Genomic DNA, 22,976 nt, shown 5'->3' with positions numbered 1-22,976 from the left:
GTCAGGCAGAGATTGCGGCACGTTCCGCGGATTCAAGCGTGTTGACGAGCAGCATGGCAATGGTCATCGGGCCGACACCACCCGGGACCGGGGTGATCCAACCCGCCACATTGCGGACGCCGTCGAAGTCCACGTCGCCGCACAGCTTGCCCTCGTCGTTGCGGTTCATGCCCACATCGATGACGACGGCGCCGGGCTTGACCATGTCGGCGGTCAGCACGTTGCGCTTGCCGACGGCTGCGACGATGACGTCGGCCTGGCGGGTCATCGCGCCGAGGTCGGCCGTGCCGCTGTGGCAGACGGTGACGGTGGCGTTGGCGGCCAGCAGCATCATGGCCATGGGCTTGCCGACGATGTTGCTGCGGCCGATGACGACAGCGTGCTTGCCCTTGAGGTTGCCCATGCCGATGCTCTCCAGCATCTTCATGCAGCCGTAGGGCGTGCAGGCCTTGAAGCCCGCCTCGCCCACCATCAGCGCGCCGGCGCTGGCGACGTGGAAACCGTCGACGTCCTTGGCAGGCGAGATGGCTTCGATGACCTTGTGGTCGTCGATGTGCTTGGGCAGCGGCAGCTGCACGAGGATGCCGTGGATGGTCGGATCGTTGTTCAGCGCGTCGACGCGGGCCAGCAGCTCGGCCTCGGTCATGGTCGCGTCGTACTTCTCGAGCACCGAGTGGATGCCGGCTTCCTCGCAGGCCTTGACCTTGTTGCGCACGTAGACCTGGCTGGCCGGGTTGTCGCCCACCAGCACGACGGCGAGGCCCGGGCGCTTTCCTTGTGCGGTCAGCGCCGCGGCGCGGGCGGCCACCTCGGCGCGGGTTTGCTTGGCGAGGGCGAGGCCGTCGATCAGTTGGGCGGTCATCTTCAAACTCCTAAATGCAAAGAGGCCGCATGCAGCGGCCTCTGTGAAATTGCGTGGGGATCAGGCCTTCGCCGTGGCACCCAGTGCGATCTTCAGCAGATCGGCCACGGTGTTGGCGTTGAGCTTTTCCATGATGTTGGCGCGGTGCGCCTCCACCGTCTTGATGCTGATGCCGAGGTCGTCGGCGATCTGCTTGTTCAGGCGGCCGGCGACGATGCGCTCCAGCACCTGGGCTTCACGCGTGGTGAGGCGGGCCAGCAGCGCGTCGCGGCTGGCGGCTTCCTGGTGGCTGGAGAAGGCGTCGCGGGCCTGGTCGAGCATGCGCTCCACCAGCGCCAGCAGCTCTTCTTCCTTGAAGGGCTTCTCGATGAAGTCCATCGCGCCCTTCTTCATCGTCTGCACGGCCATCGGCACGTCGCCGTGGCCGGTGATGAAGACGATGGGCAGCGGGCTCTTGCGCTCGATGAGGCGGTCCTGCAGCTCCAGGCCGGTCATGCCGTCCATGCGGATGTCGGCGATCAGGCAGGCGACCTCGCGGGGGTCGTAGCGCGTCAGGAAGGATTCGGCCGAGTCAAAGCACTTGACCCGGTAATCCTTGCCTTCGAGCAGCCATTGCAGGGAGTCGCGGACCGCTTCGTCATCGTCAACGACGTAGACATTGCCCTTCTTGGGGATCAAACTCATGGTGTGGTGGGTTCGGTTCTCTGAGCGCTGCTGGCGGTACCGTTGGCGGGGTCTTGCCGCAGGTGTTCGGACGTGATGGTGACCGGGATCGTGAAGGCGAATCGGCACCCGACGACCAGGGAGCCATTGTAGAGGTTCTCGGCTTTTATCCGGCCCTGGTGGGACTCGACGATAGACCGGCATAACCCTAATCCGATGCCCATGCCATCGGCCTTGGTGGAGAAGAAAGCCTCGTACATGCGCGCGAGGACTTCATCCGGCAGGCCCGGGCCCATGTCGGTCACGGAGAACTCGATGTGGCCGCCCAGCTCGGCGCTGTGCTTGGGCACCACGCGCAGCTCGATGTGGCGGCGCGACGTGGGCAGCGACGCGTTGTCGATGGCTTCTGCCGCGTTCTTCAGCAGGTTCATCAGCACCTGCTCGATGAGGATGGGGTCCACCATCAGCTGCGGCAGGCGCTGCGCCACGTAGGTGTGGATGGCCACGTTGCGGCGGCGCAGCTCGATGCCGGCCAGCTCCACCGCGTCCTCGACGATGTCGGCCGCGTGGGCCGGCTGGCGCTGCGGCTCGCTGCGCTTCACGAAGTTGCGGATGCGGTGAATGATCTGGCCGGCGCGCTGGGCCTGCTTGGCGGTCTTCTCCAGCGCGGCGAGCAGGTCGTCTTTCTGGATGGCGTCGTTGCGCACGCGGCTGACCATGCCGTTGCAGTAGTTGGTGATGGCGGTCAGCGGCTGGTTCAGTTCGTGGGCGACGCTGGAGGCCATCTCGCCCATCGTCATCAGGCGGCTGGTGACCTGGGCCTTTTCGGCCTGCAGCGCGGCCTGCGCCTCGGCGTGGCGGCGCATCGTGATGTCGGTGGCGATCAGCATCTGCGCCAGCCGGCCGTCGGTCCATTGCAGGTAGCGCGCGCGCACGTCGAACCACATGGCCAGCGACTCGACGTAGACCTCGCGCGGGTCGGAGCCCAGGTCGGTCAGCGCCTCGGCGGGCAGGCCGGAGTAGTCGTCCACCTCCTCGTCGGCGCCTTCGTCCAGGCCGCCGTGGCGGCTGGTGGTGCCGCCGAGCTGCCCGCCGGCCAGCAGCGCATGCCCGGCCGGGTCGGCGCCGAACCACAGCCGGTAGCTGCGGTTGGCGAACAGCAGCTCCGGCGGCTGCACGGACAGCACGGACACGGCCGCGTCCAGCCCCTCCAGCACGGTGGTGAAGCGTTCGTGCGATGCCGACAGCTGGTCGCGCACGCGCTTGGCCTCGGTGATGTTGGTCATCGAGGTCATCCAGCCGGTCTGCTTGCCCTTGGTGTCCACCAGCGGCGACACGTAGACGCGCGCATCGAACTGGCTGCCGTCCTTGCGCTGGATCTTGACCTCCACGCCGCCGGACGGGCTGCGGCCCTGCAGCTCCTGCTGCAGCAGGCGGGCGTTCTCTTCACGGCGGTCCGAGGGCCAGAACGGGTAGGGCGGCGTGCGGCCCACGAGGTCGGCCTCGGAGAAGCCGGTCATCGCGCAGAAGGCCGGGTTCACGTAGGTGATGCGCGTGTCCATGTCCATGGCGCGCATGCCGGTCAGCATGGAGTTCTCCATGGCGCGGCGGAAGTTGGTCTCCAGCGTCAGCGCGTTCTGGATCTGCGTGCGCCGGCGCATGTGGCGCCAGCTGCCCAGCAGCATCCACACCGTCAGGCCCGCGAGCGCCAGCACCAGCCAGAACAGCGCGTTGCTGATGAGGCCGATGGACGTGCGCCAGCCTTGCCCGCGCAGCACCAGGCCGTTGAGCGCGGGTGCCAACGGCACGTCATGCAGCAGCGATGCGCGGCGCAAGACCTGGCCCGGCATCGGCGTGACGGTGCTGGCGACGATCTGGTCCCGCGGCACGTCCAGCACCGCGATGCTGTGGCGGTTGGACACCTCGCTGGGCACGTAATAGCGCAGCAGCGCCTCCACCGTGTACTCGGCGATCAGCACGCCGGCGAAGCCGCCACGGTCGATCAGCGGGATGTGCAGCTGGAAGACGGTGACGCCGTTGCTGTCGGTGAAGGGCGTCGAGTAGAACGGCTGGCGGCGCTGCCTGGCCTCCTCGAACGCGGTGGAGGCCGCGTTCGACTGGTTGGGCATGGGCATGGACGGGTCGGTGCCGTCGGCCGACATCAGCCCGTCGGCCAGGAAGCCGGCCGCGCCCACGCTGCTGCGGCGCTCGCGCTTGGCGCTGAGCCAGGTGACGTGCGTCAGCTCCGGCCGGTCGCGCGCGAAGGCCTGCGCCTGCGCGGAGAACTCGTGGGCGTCGATCTGGCGCGTCACGACCTCCCGCGCGATGCGCACCAGCTGCTCCTGGTTCTCGATCAGGCGCAGGCGGATCTGCTGCTGGGCGATTTCGGTGTCGCGCTTGACGGACTCGGTCTCGCGCTCGATCTCTTCGTTGCGCAGGTACCAGAACGCCGAAATGATGGCCGCCAGGAACAGCAGCACCGAGATCAGCGGGCCCAGCGTGGCCAGCCGGTCCTGGCGCGACGGCGACTGCCGGAACCACCAGGTGGTCACCAGCCGGCGCAGCGGCGCCATCAGTCGCTGGCCGCGCGTGCGGACCTCGGGGACGGGGGAATCTAGGGCCATGGGCAAATTATCCGGGGGCGCGTTGTTGTCCAGTATTTCGCATTAAGAAATCATCTCGCACCATTTGAGAAAATGGCGAGGCCTGTGCGACACTCCGCCCGCTCGCGGCCGCCTGCGTCCGCGCTCGCCTCGTCAGCACATCTTTCAGACACCGCCGCCCGTCAGAGGCGGCCCATGTAGGAGACCGGCCATGTCAGCCCAGCCGCAAGAGTTTCTCGGCGCCGCCGCGAACGACAACGATCCGCAGGAAACCAAGGAGTGGCTGGACGCGCTGTCCGCCGTCATCGACCGCGAGGGCGCCGAGCGGGCGCACTTCCTGATCGAGGAGATGCTGGAGCACGCGCGCCACCACAACATCGACCTGCCGTTCTCGGCCACCACCGGCTACGTGAACACCATCGCGCCGGACCAGGAAGCCCGCTGCCCCGGCAACATCCAGATCGAGAAGCGCCTGCGCGCCTACATGCGCTGGAACGCGATGGCCATGGTCGTGCGCGCCAACCGCCTGAACCCGGCCGACGGCGGCGACCTGGGCGGCCACATCGGCTCGTTCGCGTCGCTGGCCTCCATGCTGGGCGCCGGCTTCAACCACTTCTGGCACGCCGAGAGCGAAGGCCATGGCGGCGACTGCCTCTACATCCAGGGCCACAGCGCGCCGGGCGTCTATGCCCGCGCCTACCTGGAAGGCCGCCTGACCGAAGAGCAGCTGGACAACTTCCGCCAGGAAGTCGACGGCAAGGGCCTGTCGAGCTACCCGCACCCGAAGTTGATGCCCAACTTCTGGCAGTTCCCGACCGTGTCGATGGGCCTGGGCCCGCTGATGGCGATCTACCAGGCGCGCTTCCTGAAGTACCTGCACGCCCGCGGCATCGCCAACACCGAGAACCGCAAGGTCTGGGCCTTCATGGGCGACGGCGAGATGGACGAGCCCGAAAGCCTGGGCGCCATCGGCCTGGCCGCGCGTGAAGGGCTGGACAACCTCGTCTTCGTCGTCAACTGCAACCTGCAGCGCCTGGACGGCCCGGTGCGCGGCAACGGCAAGATCATCCAGGAGCTGGAAGGCGAGTTCCGCGGCAGCGGCTGGAACGTCATCAAGCTGATCTGGGGCAAGGGCTGGGACGAGCTGCTGGCGCGCGACAAGAGCGGCAAGTTGAAGCAGCTGATGATGGAGACGCTGGACGGCGACTACCAGGCCATGAAGGCCAACGACGGCGCCTACATCCGCAAGAACTTCTTCGGCAAGTACCCCGAGACGGCCAAGCTCGTCGAGCACATGAGCGACGCCGAGATCTTCGAGCTGCGCCGTGGCGGCCACGAGCCAGAGAAGGTCTACGCGGCCTTCGAGAAAGCCCACAACAACAAGACGGGCCAGCCCACCGTGCTGCTGGTCAAGACCGTCAAGGGCTATGGCATGGGCAAGGCCGGTGAAGGCAAGAACACCGTCCACCAGACCAAGAAGCTGACGGACGAGGACATCAAGTACATCCGCGACCGCTTCAACATCCCGGTGCCGGACAGCGAGCTGCCTGCGATCCCGTACTACAAGCCGGCCGACGACACGCCGGAGATGCGCTACCTGCACGAGCGCCGCCAGGCGCTGGGTGGCTACCTGCCCAGCCGCCGCGCCAAGGCCGACGAGCACTTCACGACGCCCGAGCTGTCCACCTTCCAGGCCGTGCTGGACCCGACGGCCGAAGGCCGCGAGATCTCGACGACCCAGGCCTATGTGCGCTTCCTGACGCAGCTGCTGCGCGACAAGGCCATCGGCCCGCGCGTGGTGCCCATCCTGGTCGACGAGGCGCGCACCTTCGGCATGGAAGGCCTGTTCCGCCAGATCGGCATCTACAACCCCAAGGGCCAGCTGTACACCCCGGTCGACAAGGACCAGGTCATGTACTACCGCGAGGACAAGGCCGGCCAGATCCTGCAGGAAGGCATCAACGAAGCCGGCGGCATGGCCAGCTGGGTTGCGGCCGCCACGAGCTACTCGACGAACAACCGGATCATGATCCCGTTCTACGTCTACTACTCGATGTTCGGCTTCCAGCGCATCGGTGACCTGGCCTGGGCGGCGGGTGACATGCAGGCGCGCGGCTTCCTGCTGGGCGGCACGTCCGGCCGCACCACGCTGAACGGCGAAGGCCTGCAGCACGAGGACGGCCACAGCCACATCCTGGCCGGCACCATCCCGAACTGCGTCTCCTACGACCCGACCTTCGCGCACGAAGTGGCGGTCATCATGCACCGCGGCTTGAAGCGCATGGTGGAAGACCAGGAAAACGTCTTCTACTACATCACGCTGCTGAACGAGAACTACCCGATGCCGGGCCTGAAGGCCGGCACCGAGGAGCAGATCCTCAAGGGCATGTACCTGCTGGAAGAGGCCGACGCGAGCAAGACCGTCAGCGTCAACCTGCTGGGCTCGGGCACCATCCTGCGCGAAAGCCAGGTCGCCAAGCTGCTGCTGGAAGAGGACTGGGGCATCGGCGCCAACGTGTGGAGCTGCCCGAGCTTCAACGAACTGGCCCGCGACGGCCAGAACGCCGAGCGCTGGAACCTGCTGCACCCGACCGAGCTGGCCTGCGTGCCGTTCGTGACGCAGCAACTGGGCCGCACGACCGGCCCGGTCATCGCGTCCACCGACTACATGAAGAACTACGCGGAGCAGATCCGCGCCTTCGTGCCCAAGGGCCGCTCGTACAAGGTGCTGGGCACCGACGGCTTCGGCCGCTCGGACTTCCGCTCCAAGCTGCGCGCCCACTTCGAGGTGAACCGCCACTACATCGTCGTGGCCGCGCTGAAGTCGCTGGCCGACGAGGGCACCATCCCGATGGCCAAGGTGGCCGAGGCGATCGCCAAGTACGGCATCGACGTCAACAAGATCAATCCTCTGTACGCGTAAAGCCGAGGGAGACAAGACATGGCATTGGTTGAAGTCCAAGTTCCCGACATCGGCGATTTCGACGAGGTCGGCGTCATCGAGGTGCTGGTCAAGGTTGGCGACACGGTCAAGGTCGAGCAGAGCCTGATCACCGTCGAGAGCGACAAGGCCTCGATGGAGATCCCGTCGTCGCAGGCCGGCGTGGTCAAGGAGATCAAGGTCGCCGTGGGCGACAAGGTCAAGCAAGGCAGCGTCGTCGTGATCGTCGAAGGCGAGGGCGCTGCTGCTGCTCCCGCCCCGGCGGCCGCTGCGCCGGCGCCGGCTGCTGCCGCACCGGCCCCCGCGGCTCCCGCGGCCGAGCCCGTTGCAGCCCCGGCTGCCGCTGGCGGCTCGGTCACGGTCGTCGTGCCGGACATCGGCGACTTCGACGAGGTCGCCGTCATCGAGCTGCTCGTGAAGGTAGGCGACACCGTCAAGGTGGAGCAGAGCCTCATCACCGTCGAGAGCGACAAGGCGTCGATGGAGATTCCGTCGTCCACGGCCGGTGTCGTCGAGGAACTGCTGGTCAAGCTGGGCGACAAGGTCGCCAAGGGCACGGCCCTGGCTCGCGTGAAGGCCGCCGGCGGTGCCGCGGCGCCTGCGCCGGCTGCCGCCCCAGCAGCGCCTGCGGCCGCCGCGCCGGCCCCGGCCGCGGCTGTGCCCGTGCAGGCCGCCGCGCCCGCTGCTGCAGCGCTGCCGGCCCACCAGCCGACTGCGCCCACCGGCCAGCTGCCGCATGCCTCCCCCAGCATCCGCAAGCTCGCCCGCGAGCTGGGCGTGCCGCTGGCCGAGGTGAAGGGCAGCGGCGCCAAGGGCCGCATCGTCGAGGCCGACATCCAGGGCTTCGTGAAGGCCGTCATGTCCGGCGCCGTGCAGACCGTGGCGCAGAAGGCCGTGGCGCCTGCCGCTGCGGCGGGCGGTGGCGGCGCGGGCCTGAACCTGCTGGCCTGGCCCAAGGTGGACTTCGAGAAGTTCGGCGCCGTCGAGCGCAAGGAGCTCTCGCGCATCAAGAAGATCTCGGGCGCCAACCTGCACCGCAACTGGGTCGTGATCCCGCACGTCACCAACCATGACGACGCGGACATCACCGAGCTGGAAGCCTTCCGCGTGCAGCTGAACAAGGAGAACGAGAAGGCCGGCATCAAGGTCACGATGCTGGCGTTCATGATCAAGGCGGCCGTCGCGGCGCTGAAGAAGTTCCCCGAGTTCAACAGCTCGCTGGACGGCGACACGCTGGTGCTGAAGAACTACTTCCACATCGGCTTCGCGGCGGACACGCCCAACGGCCTCGTCGTGCCCGTCATCAAGGACGCCGACAAGAAGGGCATCTTCCAGATCAGCCAGGAAATGTCCGAGCTGGCCAAGAAGGCGCGTGACGGCAAGCTGGGCCCGGCCGACATGAGCGGTGGCTGCTTCTCGATCTCGTCGCTGGGCGGCATCGGCGGCAAGTACTTCACGCCCATCATCAACGCGCCGGAAGTGGCCATCATGGGCGTCTGCAAGAGCAGCACCGAGCCCGTGTGGGACGGCAAGCAGTTCGTGCCGCGCCTGATCCTGCCGCTGTCGCTGTCGTGGGACCACCGCGTCATCGATGGCGCCGCGGCTGCACGCTTCAACGTCTACTTCGCCTCGCTGCTGGGCGATTTCCGGCGCATCGCGCTTTGATCGGGGGCTGAACTCATGGCACTCATTGAAGTTCAAGTTCCCGACATCGGCGACTTCGACGAAGTCGGCGTCATCGAGGTGCTGGTCAAGCCCGGCGACACCGTCAAGGTCGAGCAGAGCCTGATCACCGTCGAGAGCGACAAGGCGTCGATGGAGATCCCCTCCAGCGCCGCCGGCGTCGTCAAGGAGATCAAGGTCAAGCTGGGCGACAAGGTCGCCAAGGGCTCGGTCATCGTGTCGCTGGAAGCCGACGGTGCCGCGGCGCCCGCACCGGCTCCGGTCGCTGCGGCCCCGGCGCCTGCTGCTGCTGTCCCGGTGCAGGCCCCCGCTGCCGCAACCTACAGCGGCAGCGCCGACCAGGCCTTCGACCTCGTCGTGCTGGGTGGCGGCCCCGGCGGCTACTCGGCCGCGTTCCGCGCCGCCGACCTGGGCCTGAAGGTCGCCCTCGTCGAGCGTTACGCGACGCTGGGCGGCGTCTGCCTGAACGTCGGCTGCATCCCGTCCAAGGCGCTGCTGCACGTCGCGGCCGTCATGGACGAGGCCTCGCACATGGCCGACCTGGGCGTCGTCTTCGGCGAGCCCACCGTGGACATCGACAAGCTGCGCGCGCACAAGAACAAGGTCACGGGCAAGTTGACCAACGGCCTCGCGGCCATGGCCAAGATGCGCAAGGTGACGGTGCTGCGCGGCGTCGGCTCGCTGCTCGATGCCCAGCATCTGAAGGTCGAGGCGACCGAAGGCGCCGTGGGCCAGGCCAAGACCGGCGCGGTGCAGACCGTGGCGTTCAAGCGCCTCATCATCGCGGCCGGTTCGCAGGCCGTGCGCCTGCCGTTCCTGCCCAACGATCCGCGCATCGTCGACTCCACCGGCGCGCTGGAGATGGGCGTCAAGCCCGAGAAGATGCTCATCGTCGGCGGCGGCATCATCGGCCTGGAAATGGGCACGGTGTACTCCACGCTCGGCGCGCGCCTCGATGTCGTCGAGATGCTGCCCACGCTGATGACCGGCGCCGACCGCGATCTCGTCAAGGTCTGGCAGAAGTTCAACCAGCACCGCTTCGACAACATCATGTTGAACACGAAGACGGTGGCGGCTGAAGCCAAGCCCGACGGCATCTACGTGACCTTCGAAGGCGAGGGCGCGCCGAAGGAGCCCCAGCGCTACGACCTCGTGCTGCAGGCCGTGGGCCGCACGCCCAACGGCAAGAAGATCGCGGCCGAGAACGCCGGTGTCGCCGTGACCGACCGCGGCTTCATCCCGGTGGACGTGCAGATGCGCACCAACGTGGCCAGCGTGTTTGCCATCGGCGACATCGTCGGCCAGCCCATGCTGGCCCACAAGGCGGTGCACGAGGGCCATGTGGCAGCGGAAGTCTGCGCCGGCGAACTGCTGGGTGACGACAAGCTCAAGAAGAGCCAGTTCGACGCCCGCGTGATCCCGAGCGTGGCCTACACCGACCCCGAGGTGGCCTGGGTGGGCATCACCGAGGACGAGGCCAAGGCCAAGGGCATCAAGGTCACCAAGGGCCTGTTCCCCTGGACGGCCTCGGGCCGCGCCATCGCCAACGGCCGCGACGAGGGCTTCACCAAGCTGCTGTTCGACGAGGAAAGCCACCGCATCATCGGCGGCGGCATCGTCGGCACGCATGCCGGCGACATGATCGGCGAGATCGCACTGGCCATCGAGATGGGCGCCGACGCGGTGGACATCGGCAAGACCATTCACCCGCACCCGACGCTGGGCGAAAGCCTGGGCATGGCGGCGGAAGTGGCGCACGGCTCCTGCACGGACGTGCCGCCGGTGCGCAAGAAGTAAGCCTTCTGGCGCTCGCATCGAGCAAGGCCCGGCGCCGCAAGGTGCCGGGCCTTCTTCATGGTGCGAGTGCGCTGGCACCTGGGGTGACGCCGGGGATGCGACCGGGCCGCGCGACGCCACAATGCCGCCATGAGCTTTTTCTACGGCCTGATGGCTTTCGTGATGGCGGCGACGCTGCTGCCTTCGGTGTTCTACCTGGGCCTTTATCTGTTCACAGGGGTGGACGAGGCGCTTGAGCGGGCCGCCAAGCTATGGAACTTCCTGCGTGCGTTCACGCTGGCAGGGTTCAACCTGCTGGTCTGGGGGCATGTCATTGTCGGCTTCTGGCAGCTGATCCGCTGAAACGGCTGCGCCCCAAAAGACAAGGCCCCTGCCGTTGCGCGGCAGGGGCCTTTGTCATGGGTGCCCGGGGGGTCAGGGCGTGACGTTGAGCTGCAGCGCCTTCAGTGCATCCTCGATGGGGATGAAGAAGTTGAAGCCCTTGCCAGACTCGACGCCACCGCGCGTGATGCCAATGACACGGCCGTCGCCGTCCAGCAGCGGGCCGCCGCTGCTGCCGAAGGTCACCGCCGCGTCGCTCTGCAGCACGCGCCGGCCCTGCAGCACGCGGTCGGCGCTGAGCACGCCGCGCGTCATGGAGTTGTTCAGCACGCCCAGCGGCGAGCCGATGGCGTAGACGTCCGAGCCCACCTCGACGGCGGCGCCACTGCGGATGGCCAGCGCGTCCGTGTCCGTCAGCGCGGTCTTCAGCAGCGCCACGTCGGCCTGCTCGTTGACCTTGACGACCTCGGCCACGGCCTTGTCGCCGTTCTGCAGCTTGATGCGCGCATATTTGGCGCCCCGCACGACGTGGGCGTTGGTCAGCAGGTTGCCATCCTTGTTGATGAAGAAGCCGCTGCCCGAGCCGGACGCCGTTTCCAGCGTGACGACCGCGTTGCGCAGTTGGGCCTGGTTCTTCAGCGCGCCGCCTCCGGCAGCGGCGACGCCCTTGAGGGTGGCGCCGCCGGCAGCGGCCGGTTCGGCGCCCGATGCCGCGCCGGATGCCGCCGCCGCCGCCACCGCGGGCGCCGGGTCGGTGGCCTTCAGGGCCTCCAGGATGGCAGGCGACGACAGGAAGTTGGACAGCGACGACAGGATGGCTCGCTTGGGCAGGTCGGGGACCTTGTCCTTGCTGGACGTCACGCCTTCGGCGGTGGCCTGGTAGACGACCTTCTGCTTCTTCTCGGAGAACAGCGCCCAGTCGATCTTGTAGTAGACCCAGCCCTCGGCCTTGTTGTCCAGCCAGCAAAGCTCGTGCTTTGCTTCGGTGAGGATGCCGCCGATGCGGAAGTCGGGCGCGGCGTTCACATCCACATCAAACGCGGTGGCCTGGCCCTTGCCGGCCAGTGGGTAGCCCAGGCGCTTGAGCTCCTGCGTGACCACGCTGGACATGTAGGCGCCGTAGTTCTTGAGGTAGTTCTCATTGGCCGTCAGCGGCTGGCGGTTGGCGCAGAACCAGCCGTAGGTGTTGCCACCCATGTCATCGCCCTGAAGGATGGAGATCTTCAGCTTGTCGATGGCGAGGGTTGTCTTGAGGTCGGCACCCTGGGCGCTGAGCGCCTGCTTCTGCGCCACGTTCGGCGGCGGCGGCAGGTCGGCCGCCAGGGCGGTGCCCACGGCCAGGGCGAGCGAAAGGGTCAGCGGGGCGCGCAGCGCGAAAGTCATGGTTCCTCCTCAGATGCGGTCCGGGGCTGTTGCCCGGCCGAGGCTCGCGATGGTAGCGGCCCCGCAGACGTGCCAATTCACAGTGCCGATTCGTACATGCCCGGGCAGTTGGCCGTGCCGAAGCGGTCCACGGGCAGGCGAAAGCGCTGGCCCACGCGCAGCTGCTGCCAGCGGGCCGGGTCCACACGGCAGACCCAGGCGTGGTTGGCGCGGTCGCGCAGCTCGATCTCGTAAAAGGCCTCGCGCCGGCCGAGCCGTTCGCTGCCGGCCTCGCCGGGCGCGGCCATGCGCAGCGGTGGGCGCGGCCAGTCGGGCCGGTCGCCGGGGCCACCCTCGGCCTTGACGATCCAGCTGCGCCGCCAGGCCAGCTGCGTGTAGCGGCAATGCGCGGCCGGTTCGGCGCGGCGGCCGGTGGGGTCGGCCATCACGCGGCGCGTCACGTCGCGGGCATCAGCGGGCAACTCGTCGCACCAGTCCGAGCCGGCTTCGGCGCGCAGCCGCTCGACGACGATCTCGTAGCGCCAGCTGCGCTTCACCAGCTCCACCGCCACGCCCGAGGGGCCGAAGAAATGCCAGCCCAGCGTCAGCGCCGTGCCCACCACCATCGCGGCGAGCACGATGACCCGCAGGCGCGGCAGCCTAAGCCGCATCGAACTGCGCGTTGACCGCCTCTTCCCAGTGGCTCAGTTCGTCCCAGCCGATGTGCAGCCAGTCCAGCGCCGCCTGGTGGTGGCCGGCCCAGTCGGCGTCCTCGGGCAGGCCTTCATGGCGGCGCATCAGGTGTTCGGCGATCAGCCCGGCGGCGATCAGCGTGTGCACCTCGGCGTCGATGTCGGCGTGGCCCAGCGCCGCGTAGTCGTGGTGCAGCCGGATGGCAGCCATCAGTGTGGGCGGCAGGTTCCATACGCGCACGACGAGCGCGCCGACGACGGCGTGGTCGGTGCGGTGGTTGGCGTTCTCGGTGGCGATGTAGGGGCGGTCGATGCGCGCGGCGGCCTCCACCATCGTGGCCGCGTAGCCGCGCACGCTCTGCAGCAGCACCGGCGTGCCCACGTGCAGGAACAGCCCGAAGCTGTGCGCCAGGTCAGGTGACAGGCCCGGCAGCTCGCGCGCGATGGTGGCCATCGCGATGGCGCGCTTGGTGCTGCGCTCCCAGAAGCGCGCCAGCTGCGGCGAGTTGACGGGGATGGCGTGCTGCACCAGGAAGCCGGTCATGACGGCCACGCTCTCGCGCAGGCCGATGCGCGTCATCGCCTGGCCCACGGTCGTGCAGGGCAGGCCCACGGGCTTGAACAGCGGTCCGTTGGCGATGCGCAGCAGCGTGGCGGCCATGGCCACGTCGCTGGACGCGATGCGGGCGACGAGGTTGAGGTCGGGCTCCGGCTGGCTCATGGCCTGCTGAAGCTGCGCGAGCAGCTCGGGGCAGGGCGGGATCTGGATCTGCTGCAACGGGCCGCGACGGCGCGACTGGTCGAGGTCGTCGCGGATCTGCTGCGTGCGGGCGCCCGCGGCGGGGCGGGCGTGGGAAGGTGCCGGGTTCTGCATGATCCGAAAATCTTAGAGGTGCAACCGGCGGTTACAGTGAAATCAACCCCTGCCCGCCGTCAATCTTGCCGACTTCGCCCACCTGTTTCACCCTGGCACTGCGCCCGCGCCGCTGGTGGCTGGCCGTGCTGGCGGCCATGCCGGTGCTGGTGGCAGCCGCCTATGACGCGGCTCGCGTGCTGGAAGCCGCCGCCGAGCGGGGGCCGCGCGTCGTGGAGCAGGCGCAGGCGCTGGTGCAGCAGATCGACCGCAGCGGCACGCAGCCCGACGAGCTGCAGCGACTCAAGGACATCAACGATTTCTTCAACCGCCGCCTGGCGTTCCGCGACGACGCCGTCACCTGGGGCCTGCCTGACTACTGGGCCTCGCCGCTGGAGAGCCTGGAGAAACGCGCCGGCGATTGCGAGGACTACGCCATCGCCAAGTACTTCAGCCTCGCCGCGACGGGCGTGCCCACGGCCAAGCTGCGCATGGTCTACGTGCGGGCGCGGCTCTCGGGGCAGTCGCTGGCGCACATGGTGCTGGCCTACTATGCCCAGCCGGGCGCCGAGCCGCTGATCCTGGACAACCTGCGGCCCGAGGTGCTGCCCGCGTCGCTGCGCGGCGACCTGACGCCGGTGTTCAGCTTCAACACCGAGGGGTTGTGGCAGGGCACGGGCCAGGTCACGGCGGGCGACCCGCTGGCGCGGCTGTCGCTGTGGCGGGAACTGGTCGCGAAAGTGCGCGCGGAAGGCTTCTTATGAGGGACACAACATGTCGTTGATGCGGCAGATCGCCTGGCTGGTGCTCGGCGTGGTGCTGGCCGCGCTGGTGGGCGCGGTGGGGCTGTCCACGCTGTCGGCGCGGCAGCTGATGCAGACCCAGCTGCAGACCAAGAACGCCGACAACGCGCAGGCGCTGGCGCTGGCGCTGTCGCAGCAGCAGGGCGACGCGGAGCTCATCAAGCTGCTGATCTCGGCGCAGTACGACACCGGCGCCTACGAGTTCGTGCGCTGGCGCGATGCGCAGGGCCAGCTGCTGTTCGAGCGCACCGGCGCAGCCCGGTCGGGCCAGGCGCCTGGCTGGTTCCGCAGCCTCGTCGGCATCGACGCGGCGCCGGGCGTGGCGCAGCTGTCCAGCGGCTGGAACGCCATCGGCGCGGTGGAGCTGAAGAGCCACGCCAGCTATGCCTACGACACGCTGTGGCTGGCCTCGCGCCGGCTGCTGGCGTGGCTGCTTGGCGTGGGCATCGTCGCGGCGCTGGTGGCCTGGGCGGGCCTGCGGCGCATCCGCCGCCCGCTGGACGCCGCCGTGGCCCAGGCCGAGGGCGTGCTGGCGGGCAGTTACGGCCAGGTCGTCGAGCCGCGCGTGCCCGAGCTGCAGCGCCTGACGCGGGCGATGAACGCGATGGTGCAGCGCGTGCGCGAGCTGTTCGAGGCGCAGGCCGGCCAGCTGCTGGTGCTGCGCGAGCAGGTGCACCACGACCCGCTGACCGGCGTCTCCACGCGCCGGCATTTTCTGGCCGAGCTGGACGCTGCGCTGCAGCGCGACGACGGCCCCGTCATCGCAGGCCTGGTGCTGGTGCGCCTGCGCGACCTGGCCGGCCTGAACGCCCGCCTGGGCCGCGGCGCGGTGGACGACGTGCTGCTGACGGTCGTGACGGCGCTGCAGGCCTACCCCGAGTCGGTGGCGGGCTGCCGCGTGGGGCGGCTCAACGGTGGCGACTTCGCACTGTGGCTGCCCGCCGCCGGCGTGGCGGCCGAGACGGCCCATGCGCTGGCCGATGCGCTGCGCGCCAGCCTGCCGGCCTTCGGCCCGGGGGTGCAGGTGGCGCTGGGCGCCATCGAGCTGCCGCGCGAACGGCCCGGCAGCGTCTGGCTGGGCGAGGCCGATGCCGCGCTGGCGCGGGCCGAGCATTTGAGCGAGTCGCACGGCGGCTTCGTCGTCGAGGTGGTGGCTGACCCCGGCGTGGGCCGCGAGCAGGGCGAGGGGCTGTGGCGGGCGCAGCTGCAGCAGGCGGTGGCGCAGGAGCGCGGCCGGCTGGTGGAGTTCCCGGTGCGCGACCGCGGCGGGCGCGTGCTGCACCTGGAAAGCCCGCTGGAGCTGCAGCTGGAGGGTGGCTTTGTGCCCGCCGCCGGCTGGCTGCCGCTGGCGCTGCGGGCGCGCATGACGGCCGCTGTCGATTTGCTCGCCGTGGGCCTGGCGCTGAAGGCCATCGCGGCCGACGGCCAGGCCCGCTGCATCAACGTGGCGCCGGCGTCGCTGGCCGATGCCGGCTTCCTGCCGCAGCTGCGCGAGCTGCTGGGCCAATGGCCGCAGGCGGCGCGCTCGCTGCTGCTGGACCTGGCGGAGGCGGCGGCGATCGAGCACTTCGAGCGGCTGCTGGAGCTGGGCCGGCAGCTGCGGCCGCTGGGCGTCAAACTGGGCCTGGAGCATGCCGGCGCCGGGCTGGCGCAGGTGGAGCGGCTGTACCAGGCCGGGTTGGACTACGTGAAGCTGGACGCGTCGGTGCTGCTGGGCGTGGCCGGCGAGGCGGGCCGCGCGGCCTTCGTGCGCGGCATGGTCATCATGCTGCGCAGCCTGGCGCTGAAGGTCTACGGCGAGGGCGTCATCGACGAGATGGATGCACAGGCGCTGTGGGACTGCGAGCTGGATGGGCTGACGGGGCCGTGGGTGACGGCGAGTCTGCCCGGTTGAGCACTGGAAGTGCAGGTCGGTGTCTTTGGCCGCCTGACGGATGTTCGGGATGGCAGGCCGCCGCGTTGCGCGTCATAGCGTGATATGGTTATCATTTCGTTTTTATCAAAGATATCAAAAAATCGCAGTTGCAGCTAATCTGACGGTACTCAAGAAGTTCGTCAAAAGGTTCTGCCCATGCGCTCCGTTTTTTCTACCGTCCGTGCTCGCCTGGCGGCTGTGTTCTGTGCCCTCGTCGCCCTGCTGTTGCTGGTGGCCGGGCTCGCCTGGCAGGCGCTTGAAGCCGAGAGCGATGCCTTCGAGCACTACGTCACCGGCATCAACGCCCGCGCCAACGTGGCAAATGCGGTGCGGTTGGCTGTCGACGAGCGGGCCATCGCAGCTCGCAACCTGGTGCTGGTGACGCGGCCCGAAGACCTGCGGGCCGAGCAGGCCAAGGTGGAGCGTGCCCATGCGGAGGCTTCACAGCAACTGGCCAGGCTGCAGCAGATGGCGCAGGCGCCTGATGTGTCGGCCAAGGCCCGCGAACTGATTGCGGAGGTGGCACGCATCGAGCGCCAGTACGCGGTGGTGGCGCTGGAGATCGTCAAGCTTGCCGTCGACCGTCAGCATGAGGAGGCCGTGCGTCGGATGAACGACGAATGCCGCCCGCTGCTCGATGAACTTATCAGGGCCACCAACGCCTACTCGGGCTACACGGCCCACCGCGCGCAAGAGATGGTCGAGCAGTCGGACGCGCGGGTCGCGCGCCAGCGCCATGGCTTTCTGGCCGTCCTGGTCTGCGCGTTGCTGGTGGCCACCGTCAGCGGGGTGCTCATCGTGCGCAGCATCTCGCGTGCGCTGGGCGCGGAGCCGGCCGAGCTGAGCGCGGCGGCGAGCCGGGTCGCCACCGGCAACCTGGGGCCGGTGGCGGGCAGCGAGCATGCGCCGGCCGGCAGCGTCCTGGCCTCGCTGGGTGCCATGAGGGCCAGCCTGGCGGAGATCGTCCATCAGGTGCGCGACGCATCGGAGTCCATCGCGGCCGGGTCCTCGCAGATCGCCACCGGCAACCAGAACCTCAGCCAGCGCACCGAGGAGCAGGCCAGCGCGCTGCAGCAGACCGCGGCGACGATGGAGGAGTTGGGCACCACGGTGCACCACAACGCCGACAACGCCGAGCGTGCCAGCGAACTGGCGCGGGCCGCCTCCGACATCGCGGCCCGGGGCGGCGAGGTGATGGACGAAGTCATCGCGACGATGCGTGACATCGATGCCGGCTCCAAGCGCATGTCCGACATCATTGGCGCCATCGACGGCATCGCCTTCCAGACCAACATCCTGGCGCTGAACGCCGCCGTCGAGGCCGCTCGCGCCGGGGAGCAGGGGCGGGGATTTGCCGTCGTGGCCGGCGAGGTGCGCACGCTAGCCCAGCGCAGCGCCGTGGCCGCCCGCGAGATCAAGGCCCTCATCGACTCGAGCGTTGCCCACGTGGGCAAGGGGTCCAGCCTGGTCGACCGGGCCGGCACCACCACGCAGGACGTCGTGGGCGCCATCCAGCGCGTGAGCGGCATCGTGCAGGAGATCAGCGTCGCCAGCCGCGAGCAAAGCAAGGCGGTGGGTCAGGTGGGCGATGCCGTGTCGCAGATGGATCAGGTCACCCAGCAGAACTCTGCGCTCGTCGAGGAGAGCGCCGCGGCGGCCGAGAGCCTGAGGTGCCAGGCCGCTCGTCTCGTGCAGACAGTGGGCGTGTTTTCGCTGGCCAGTTGACGGTGCCCGCCGGTGCCCTCGCAAAGCGGCCCGCGGGGGCAGACGCTCCCTAGATCTTCATCTCCCACCGCAACTGCCACTGCGTGTAGCTCGGCCCGCCGCTGCGCGACGTGACGATCTGCGTGTCCGTCGTGCTGATGCTGCCGGTGTAGTAGTCCAGCGGCGACAGGTTGCTGGCCGATAGCCGCAGCGACTGCTCCTGCGAGATGTTCCAGGTCGCGAACGCGTCGGTGACGAGCTTGCGGTTGGTCGTGATCTCCGTCAGCGCGGTCTGCTGGATGGTGGACGACGGCGTCCAGTTCAGTGACGCGCCGATCGACACCGGTACCGACCGCAGCCGGTAGTCGAAGCCCAGGTTGGCCGTCGCCTTGGGCTGGCCCTCGATGCGGTTGTTGGGGCCGGGCAGGCCGTCCACCTTCGACGTGAAGAAGCTCAGGTTGCTGCGGATGTTGATCGGCAGCGCGTCGTCAAAGTACTCGTCCAGCCGGAACTTGGCCTCCAGCTCCAGCCCCATGGTGCTGGCCTTGCCCAGGTTGCGCGGCCGGGCCACCCAGCGCGGCGTGGGGCTCCACGACACGGTCTCCAGGTCCACCACGTTGCGCATCAGGTTGCTGATGCTGCGCGCAAAGAAGTTGGCGCCCAGCATGCCGCCCTTGCTCAGGTACTTCTCGTAGCCGATCTCCACGCCCGTGGCCAGCTCGGGCTTCAGGTCGGGGTTGCCGGCGCGGTCGGGCGTCGTGATGTCGTGCGGCACGCTGGCGTTGATGCTGGGCCGCGCGATCAGGTCCTGCAGCTGCGGGCTGCGGTAGCTGCGCGTCAGGCTCATGCGGATGGCTTCCTTGCCGGCCGGGTCCAGCTTGTAGCGCGCATGCGCCAGCGGCGTGAACACGCTGGACGTGTTGCTGACCGCGTAGTTGGCCGCGCTGCTCTCGGTCCTGATGCCTTCCCAGCGCAGGCCGGCGTAGAAGTCCCACTGCTTGCCGACGTTCCACTCGTCCTGGGCGTAGGCGGCAAAGCGCGTCGTCGACGCGTCCATGTCGTCGCCGAAGTCGCCCAGGCCGGCCTGCGGCTGGTTGTCGACCAGCGTCGTGCGGGTGGCGTGCCGGGTCGTGCCTTCGCCTTCGGCGCCGAACACCAGGCTGTGGTCGTTCTCCAGGCTGCGCGAGTACTTGCCGACGAGGTTCCAGCTGCGGTCGCGGGTTTGCGTCGTGTCCTGCTGCACGCGCGAGACGGCGCCGGCCGTTGTCTCGGTGCGCAGGCTGTGGCTGTTGCCGCTGGCGCCGCCCACGCCGCCGCGCAGGTCGATGCGCGAGTCGGCGTCGGGCCGGGCCTGCCACTGCGCGTTCAGCCTCGCCATCGTGAAGCGGTTGTCGCCGTCTGTCACCGCGCGGTCGAAGTCGCCGGGCGGGCGGGAGGCCGCGTCGGGGGCGGGCGTCGTCGTGCGCGTGATGTCGGCATGGCTGTCCGACTTGTTGGTCACGAGGAAGGGCTGGACGGTCAGCGTGTCCTGCCCGCCCAGCTTGAGCTGCACGCGGCCGTTCACGTTGATGCTCTGGCGCGTGTCCTCGTTCTGGCCGCGCGTGACCTGCAGCGATTCCGCGCCCGTCGTGCGGTTCAGCCGCGTCACGTCGCTGATGACGTCGTCGATGCGCTCGCCGCGCATCGCGTTGACGCTGAAGTTGTAGGTGTTGCCGGTGCCGAAGCTGTCGTTGCGGCTCCAGCTGATGCCGGGGCTGAGCTTGCCGCGCTCCGTGCCGAAGCCGGCGCGGAACTCGTTGAGCTTCTTCTTCAGCGGCTCGCGCAGCACCACATTGATGGTGCCGGCGATGGCGCGCGTGCCGTACTCGGCGGTGGGCGCGCGCAGCACCTCGATGCGTTCGACCTGCTCGGGCGGCAGCTGGTCCAGCGAGAAGCCGGGCGGCATGCGCTCGCCGTCGACGAGGATCTGCGTGAAACCGCCGCCCATGCCGCGCATGCGCACATCGCCGCCGCGGCCCGGGCGGCCGCCGGTGGTCACGCCGGGCAGGCGCTTGAGCACCTCGCCCACCGTGGAGTCGCCGAACTTCTCGATCTCCTCGCGCGTGATGACGATCTTGCTGGCCGTCGATGCCCGGCGGATGGACTCCTCGCTGGCCGTGCCGCTGACTTCCACGCGGTTGAGCTGCTCCGGGGCGGCTGCCGGCTTGGCCGGGCGCGCAGCGGGCGCGGAGGCGGCTGCGGCGGGCGGCGCGGGCTGCGTCTGGGCGAGGGCGGGCAGGCAGCCGCAGGCCATCAGGGCCGCGGCGGTGGTCAGGCGAAGGCGGGGAAGTTGCATGGCCGGCAGTGTGCCGTGCCCCCGGAAAACGCTTGTGGCCGCTGCGTTAACGCAAGAATTCTTTACAGGCGCTGGCCAGATCCGTTCAGCGTGGCGGCGCGCCGTCGATCGCCGCCTTGCGCTCGAGGCAGGCCGGATGGCTACCGGGCCCCGGCGATCGCCTTGCCATCCACGGACCGCGTGATCGGGCAATTGACGACGATGTTGGTGATCTCCAGCGTCAATTCCCCAGACTCCGCGGCACTCAGGATCTGCTCTTCGGATGTCAGCTCGCGGGCCAGCGAGGGCTTGGCCCACCGCACCAGCACCATGCGCCAGAGCGGGCTGTACGAGGCGTCGGCGTTGGCTGGGCCGGTCGGCGAGGGCGCCGACTGGAAGACGGCGACCTGCGTGTCGTCCACGAACTTGTAGACCCGCTCGACCACTGACACCCTGCCGGGCCCCGGGATGGCCTGTGCCAGCCGAGGCACCAGGTTGACGCCAAGTGCCTGGGCCATGACCGGGTCCGAGATGTCGGTCGTGACGTACTCGACCTTGCGTCCCTCCACCCAGGCGAAGTTCAGGGGCAGGGACACGGCCGGATGAGCACGTGAACCGGGCAAGGAGGCGCAGGCGCAGAGGACCAGCGATGCGAGCAGGCCCGAAAACAGGCGAAAGTGGCGCATGGGTCTATGTCCTCGAAGTCATGGGGAGTCCGTCATCAGCTGCCGGCGATCGCGTCGGCCCAATCGAGCACCAGGGCTTCGATCTGGGCCCGGTCCAGGCCGGGCTCAAGCTCCTCGGCCCGGGCCTGCTCACCCGTGGGCATCGCCTGCAATCCCTGCGCGGTGCTCGCCCAGGTGAAGCGGGCCGCGCAGGCGGGGCAACCCACGTGATCGCCGGCGCGCGCGCTGCGCGTGCGAACCAGCGTCGGGCCGCAGGCCGGGCAATGCTGCAGTGGAATCCCCTCGTCGCTGTGGCCCACCACCGCATCGAATTCACCAGCCCGCCCCAGGCGGACGAAGATCGTGCCCAGCGCGAGGTCGAACTGCCGACCCAACTCGGATTCGATGATGTCCAGGGCCTTCGCGACGGGCATGCCGGTGCGATAGGGCCGGGTGCTGGTCATCGCATCGAAGGCATCGCAGATGCCCACCAGGCGCGCGTCGTGTGGAATCTCCTCGCCCACCAGGCCCATGGGGTAGCCGCGTCCGTCGGGCATTTCGTGGTGATGGTGAATCACGCCGACGACCAGCTCGGCCAAGGGATGGCCGGACAGCATGCGCGCGCCCACGCGGGGATGCGTCTTAATCGTCGCGAACTCCTCGTCGGTGAGCCGCCCCGGCTTGCGCAGGATGGCGTCGGGGATGCCTACCTTGCCCAGGTCGTGCAGAAAGCCGGCCATGGCGATGCGACTGGCTTCGCGCGGCGTGCTGCCCGATGCCAGGGCCAGTGCGTGTGCCAAGCGCGCCACGCGCCAAAGGTGGCCGCCGGTGTAGGGGTCTCGCGCCTCGACCATCCAGGCCGAGACCAGCAGGCTGGCCAGCAATGCCTGGCGTTGGACCGCCAGCTCCTGGCGCAGGCCTTGCACTTCACTCGCTTGCAGTTCAGAACTCGCCATTGCTCGTTGCTTCGTGTTGCGGTCTGGCGCCCGGAACGATGGTAGACCCCAGGCTGCGCCTCGGGACGTTTCAAAGGCCCAGGTCGCCGAGGCCCGGATGGCCGACGAGGCGCGGCCCCCTGGGCCAACGAGGCCGCCGCTCATCCGCATGGACAGGCTTGTCGCTGATGCTGGCGTGGCGGACCGCCACGTTGCCATCGGCGCCGGACTCCCAGTTCCAGCTCGCGCGCGCCCATTTCGGCGGAGGCTCAGGCGCTTGCCTTGGCGGTGACGACGGGGAAGTCGATGTCCGTCTGCGCCACGTTGTTGACATAGTTGGTCAGCACGTTGAGGGCCACGTTCAGCACGATTTCCAGCACGGCGGCTTCGTCGAAATCGGCGGCGCGCAGCGCGGTCAGATCGGCGTCAGAGACACGCCCGCGCGACTCGGCCACGCGGCGGGCGAAGTGCAGGGCTGCCGACGTGCGGGCATCGTCCGAGCGGCCGTCACGGGCGGCGTCGATTTCGCTCGCGGTGATCTTCAGCAGGTTGCTGGACAGATAGCTGTGGACCGACAGGCAGTAGTCGCAGCCGTTGTACTCGGCAATGGTCAGCGCGATGCGCTCGCGCAGTTGCGCGCTCAGCTTGCCCTTGGCCAGCGCGCCGCTCAGCGACAGGTAGCCTTCCAGCCCGGCCGGGCTGTGGCCGACCAGCTTCATCAGGTTGGGCACGACGCCCAGTTGTTTTTGCACGGCGGCCAGCAGGGGCTTGGCGGCTTCGAGGGAATGGTCGACGGTGGGGATGCTGAGGCGGGACATGGTCAAACTCCGGTGAGGGGGGTGATTCGGGCTGGCATTCGCTGT

17 protein-coding genes are annotated in these 22,976 nt (G+C 68.8%); 7 read left to right on the top strand and 10 right to left on the bottom strand.

Annotation, left to right across the window (positions count from 1 at the left end):
* Position 1: 1 nt before the first annotated feature.
* The 3 genes from folD to AC1Q7O_RS07885 are packed head-to-tail and all read right to left on the bottom strand — an operon-like array spanning position 2 to position 4,149.
* Positions 2-862 (bottom strand): bifunctional methylenetetrahydrofolate dehydrogenase/methenyltetrahydrofolate cyclohydrolase FolD, encoded by an 861-nt coding sequence (gene folD / locus AC1Q7O_RS07895; RefSeq protein WP_492661944.1) that lies wholly within the window; start codon positions 860-862, stop codon positions 2-4.
* A gap of 60 nt (positions 863-922) precedes the next feature.
* Positions 923-1,546 carry a response regulator transcription factor gene (locus AC1Q7O_RS07890; RefSeq protein ID WP_268165499.1) on the bottom strand — a complete coding sequence of 208 codons (624 nt, stop codon included), beginning with the start codon at positions 1,544-1,546 and terminating at the stop codon, positions 923-925.
* Positions 1,543-4,149 (bottom strand): PAS domain S-box protein, encoded by a 2,607-nt coding sequence (locus AC1Q7O_RS07885; RefSeq protein WP_492661945.1) that lies wholly within the window; start codon positions 4,147-4,149, stop codon positions 1,543-1,545. Before AC1Q7O_RS07885 ends, AC1Q7O_RS07890 begins: the two co-directional genes overlap by 4 nt.
* Positions 4,150-4,339: 190 nt before the next feature.
* Between AC1Q7O_RS07885 and aceE the strand changes: the two genes are divergently transcribed.
* From aceE to AC1Q7O_RS07865, 4 genes are all read left to right on the top strand, one after another.
* The gene (gene aceE, locus AC1Q7O_RS07880) at positions 4,340-7,051 is read left to right on the top strand and encodes a pyruvate dehydrogenase (acetyl-transferring), homodimeric type (RefSeq protein ID WP_492661946.1); all 2,712 of its coding nucleotides are present in this window, start codon (positions 4,340-4,342) and stop codon (positions 7,049-7,051) included.
* 18 nt (positions 7,052-7,069) lie between these two features.
* On the top strand, positions 7,070-8,734 hold the full coding sequence (gene aceF / locus AC1Q7O_RS07875; protein WP_492662683.1) for a dihydrolipoyllysine-residue acetyltransferase: 1,665 nt from the start codon (positions 7,070-7,072) through the stop codon (positions 8,732-8,734).
* 15 nt (positions 8,735-8,749) lie between these two features.
* Complete coding sequence (lpdA, locus tag AC1Q7O_RS07870; protein ID WP_492662530.1) at positions 8,750-10,549, top strand: dihydrolipoyl dehydrogenase; 1,800 nt, start codon at positions 8,750-8,752, stop codon at positions 10,547-10,549.
* Positions 10,550-10,678: 129 nt separating this feature from the next.
* Positions 10,679-10,891 carry a hypothetical protein gene (locus AC1Q7O_RS07865; protein WP_348708768.1) on the top strand — a complete coding sequence of 71 codons (213 nt, stop codon included), beginning with the start codon at positions 10,679-10,681 and terminating at the stop codon, positions 10,889-10,891.
* Between the two features lie 72 nt (positions 10,892-10,963).
* Here the strand turns inward: AC1Q7O_RS07865 and AC1Q7O_RS07860 are convergent, their stop codons facing one another.
* From AC1Q7O_RS07860 to AC1Q7O_RS07850, 3 genes are all read right to left on the bottom strand, one after another.
* Positions 10,964-12,253 (bottom strand): S1C family serine protease, encoded by a 1,290-nt coding sequence (locus tag AC1Q7O_RS07860; protein WP_492662531.1) that lies wholly within the window; start codon positions 12,251-12,253, stop codon positions 10,964-10,966.
* Between the two features lie 77 nt (positions 12,254-12,330).
* Positions 12,331-12,903 (bottom strand): hypothetical protein, encoded by a 573-nt coding sequence (locus AC1Q7O_RS07855; protein WP_492662532.1) that lies wholly within the window; start codon positions 12,901-12,903, stop codon positions 12,331-12,333.
* Positions 12,893-13,798, bottom strand: coding sequence for an HDOD domain-containing protein (locus AC1Q7O_RS07850; protein WP_492662533.1), 906 nt, complete (start codon positions 13,796-13,798; stop codon positions 12,893-12,895). Before AC1Q7O_RS07850 ends, AC1Q7O_RS07855 begins: the two co-directional genes overlap by 11 nt.
* 65 nt (positions 13,799-13,863) lie before the next feature.
* On the opposite strand from AC1Q7O_RS07850, the gene AC1Q7O_RS07845 reads away from it, so the two are divergent.
* From AC1Q7O_RS07845 to AC1Q7O_RS07835, 3 genes are all read left to right on the top strand, one after another.
* Positions 13,864-14,541, top strand: coding sequence for a transglutaminase-like cysteine peptidase (locus AC1Q7O_RS07845; protein ID WP_492662534.1), 678 nt, complete (start codon positions 13,864-13,866; stop codon positions 14,539-14,541).
* Positions 14,542-14,551: 10 nt separating this feature from the next.
* Positions 14,552-16,474: a bifunctional diguanylate cyclase/phosphodiesterase gene (locus AC1Q7O_RS07840; RefSeq protein WP_492662535.1), complete on the top strand. Its 1,923-nt coding sequence runs from the start codon at positions 14,552-14,554 to the stop codon at positions 16,472-16,474.
* Positions 16,475-16,651: 177 nt separating this feature from the next.
* Positions 16,652-18,220: a methyl-accepting chemotaxis protein gene (locus tag AC1Q7O_RS07835; RefSeq protein ID WP_492662536.1), complete on the top strand. Its 1,569-nt coding sequence runs from the start codon at positions 16,652-16,654 to the stop codon at positions 18,218-18,220.
* Between the two features lie 49 nt (positions 18,221-18,269).
* On the opposite strand, the gene AC1Q7O_RS07830 is transcribed toward AC1Q7O_RS07835, so the two are convergent.
* The 4 genes from AC1Q7O_RS07830 to AC1Q7O_RS07815 form a co-directional block, all read right to left on the bottom strand.
* Positions 18,270-20,534 carry a TonB-dependent receptor plug domain-containing protein gene (locus AC1Q7O_RS07830; protein WP_492662537.1) on the bottom strand — a complete coding sequence of 755 codons (2,265 nt, stop codon included), beginning with the start codon at positions 20,532-20,534 and terminating at the stop codon, positions 18,270-18,272.
* A 140-nt stretch (positions 20,535-20,674) separates the two neighbouring features.
* Complete coding sequence (locus tag AC1Q7O_RS07825; RefSeq protein WP_492662538.1) at positions 20,675-21,199, bottom strand: DUF7482 domain-containing protein; 525 nt, start codon at positions 21,197-21,199, stop codon at positions 20,675-20,677.
* A 35-nt stretch (positions 21,200-21,234) separates the two neighbouring features.
* On the bottom strand, positions 21,235-22,134 hold the full coding sequence (locus AC1Q7O_RS07820; protein ID WP_492662539.1) for an HD-GYP domain-containing protein: 900 nt from the start codon (positions 22,132-22,134) through the stop codon (positions 21,235-21,237).
* Positions 22,135-22,382: 248 nt separating this feature from the next.
* A complete protein-coding gene (locus AC1Q7O_RS07815) occupies positions 22,383-22,931 on the bottom strand; it encodes a carboxymuconolactone decarboxylase family protein (RefSeq protein ID WP_492662540.1) in 549 nt (182 codons plus the stop codon).
* Positions 22,932-22,976: the final 45 nt, after the last annotated feature.

The organism is Roseateles sp. GW823-FHT07B05 (assembly GCF_058794515.1).
The sequence above is the reverse complement of the archived record's forward strand: the minus strand, read 5'-3'. Positions and strand labels throughout refer to the sequence as shown.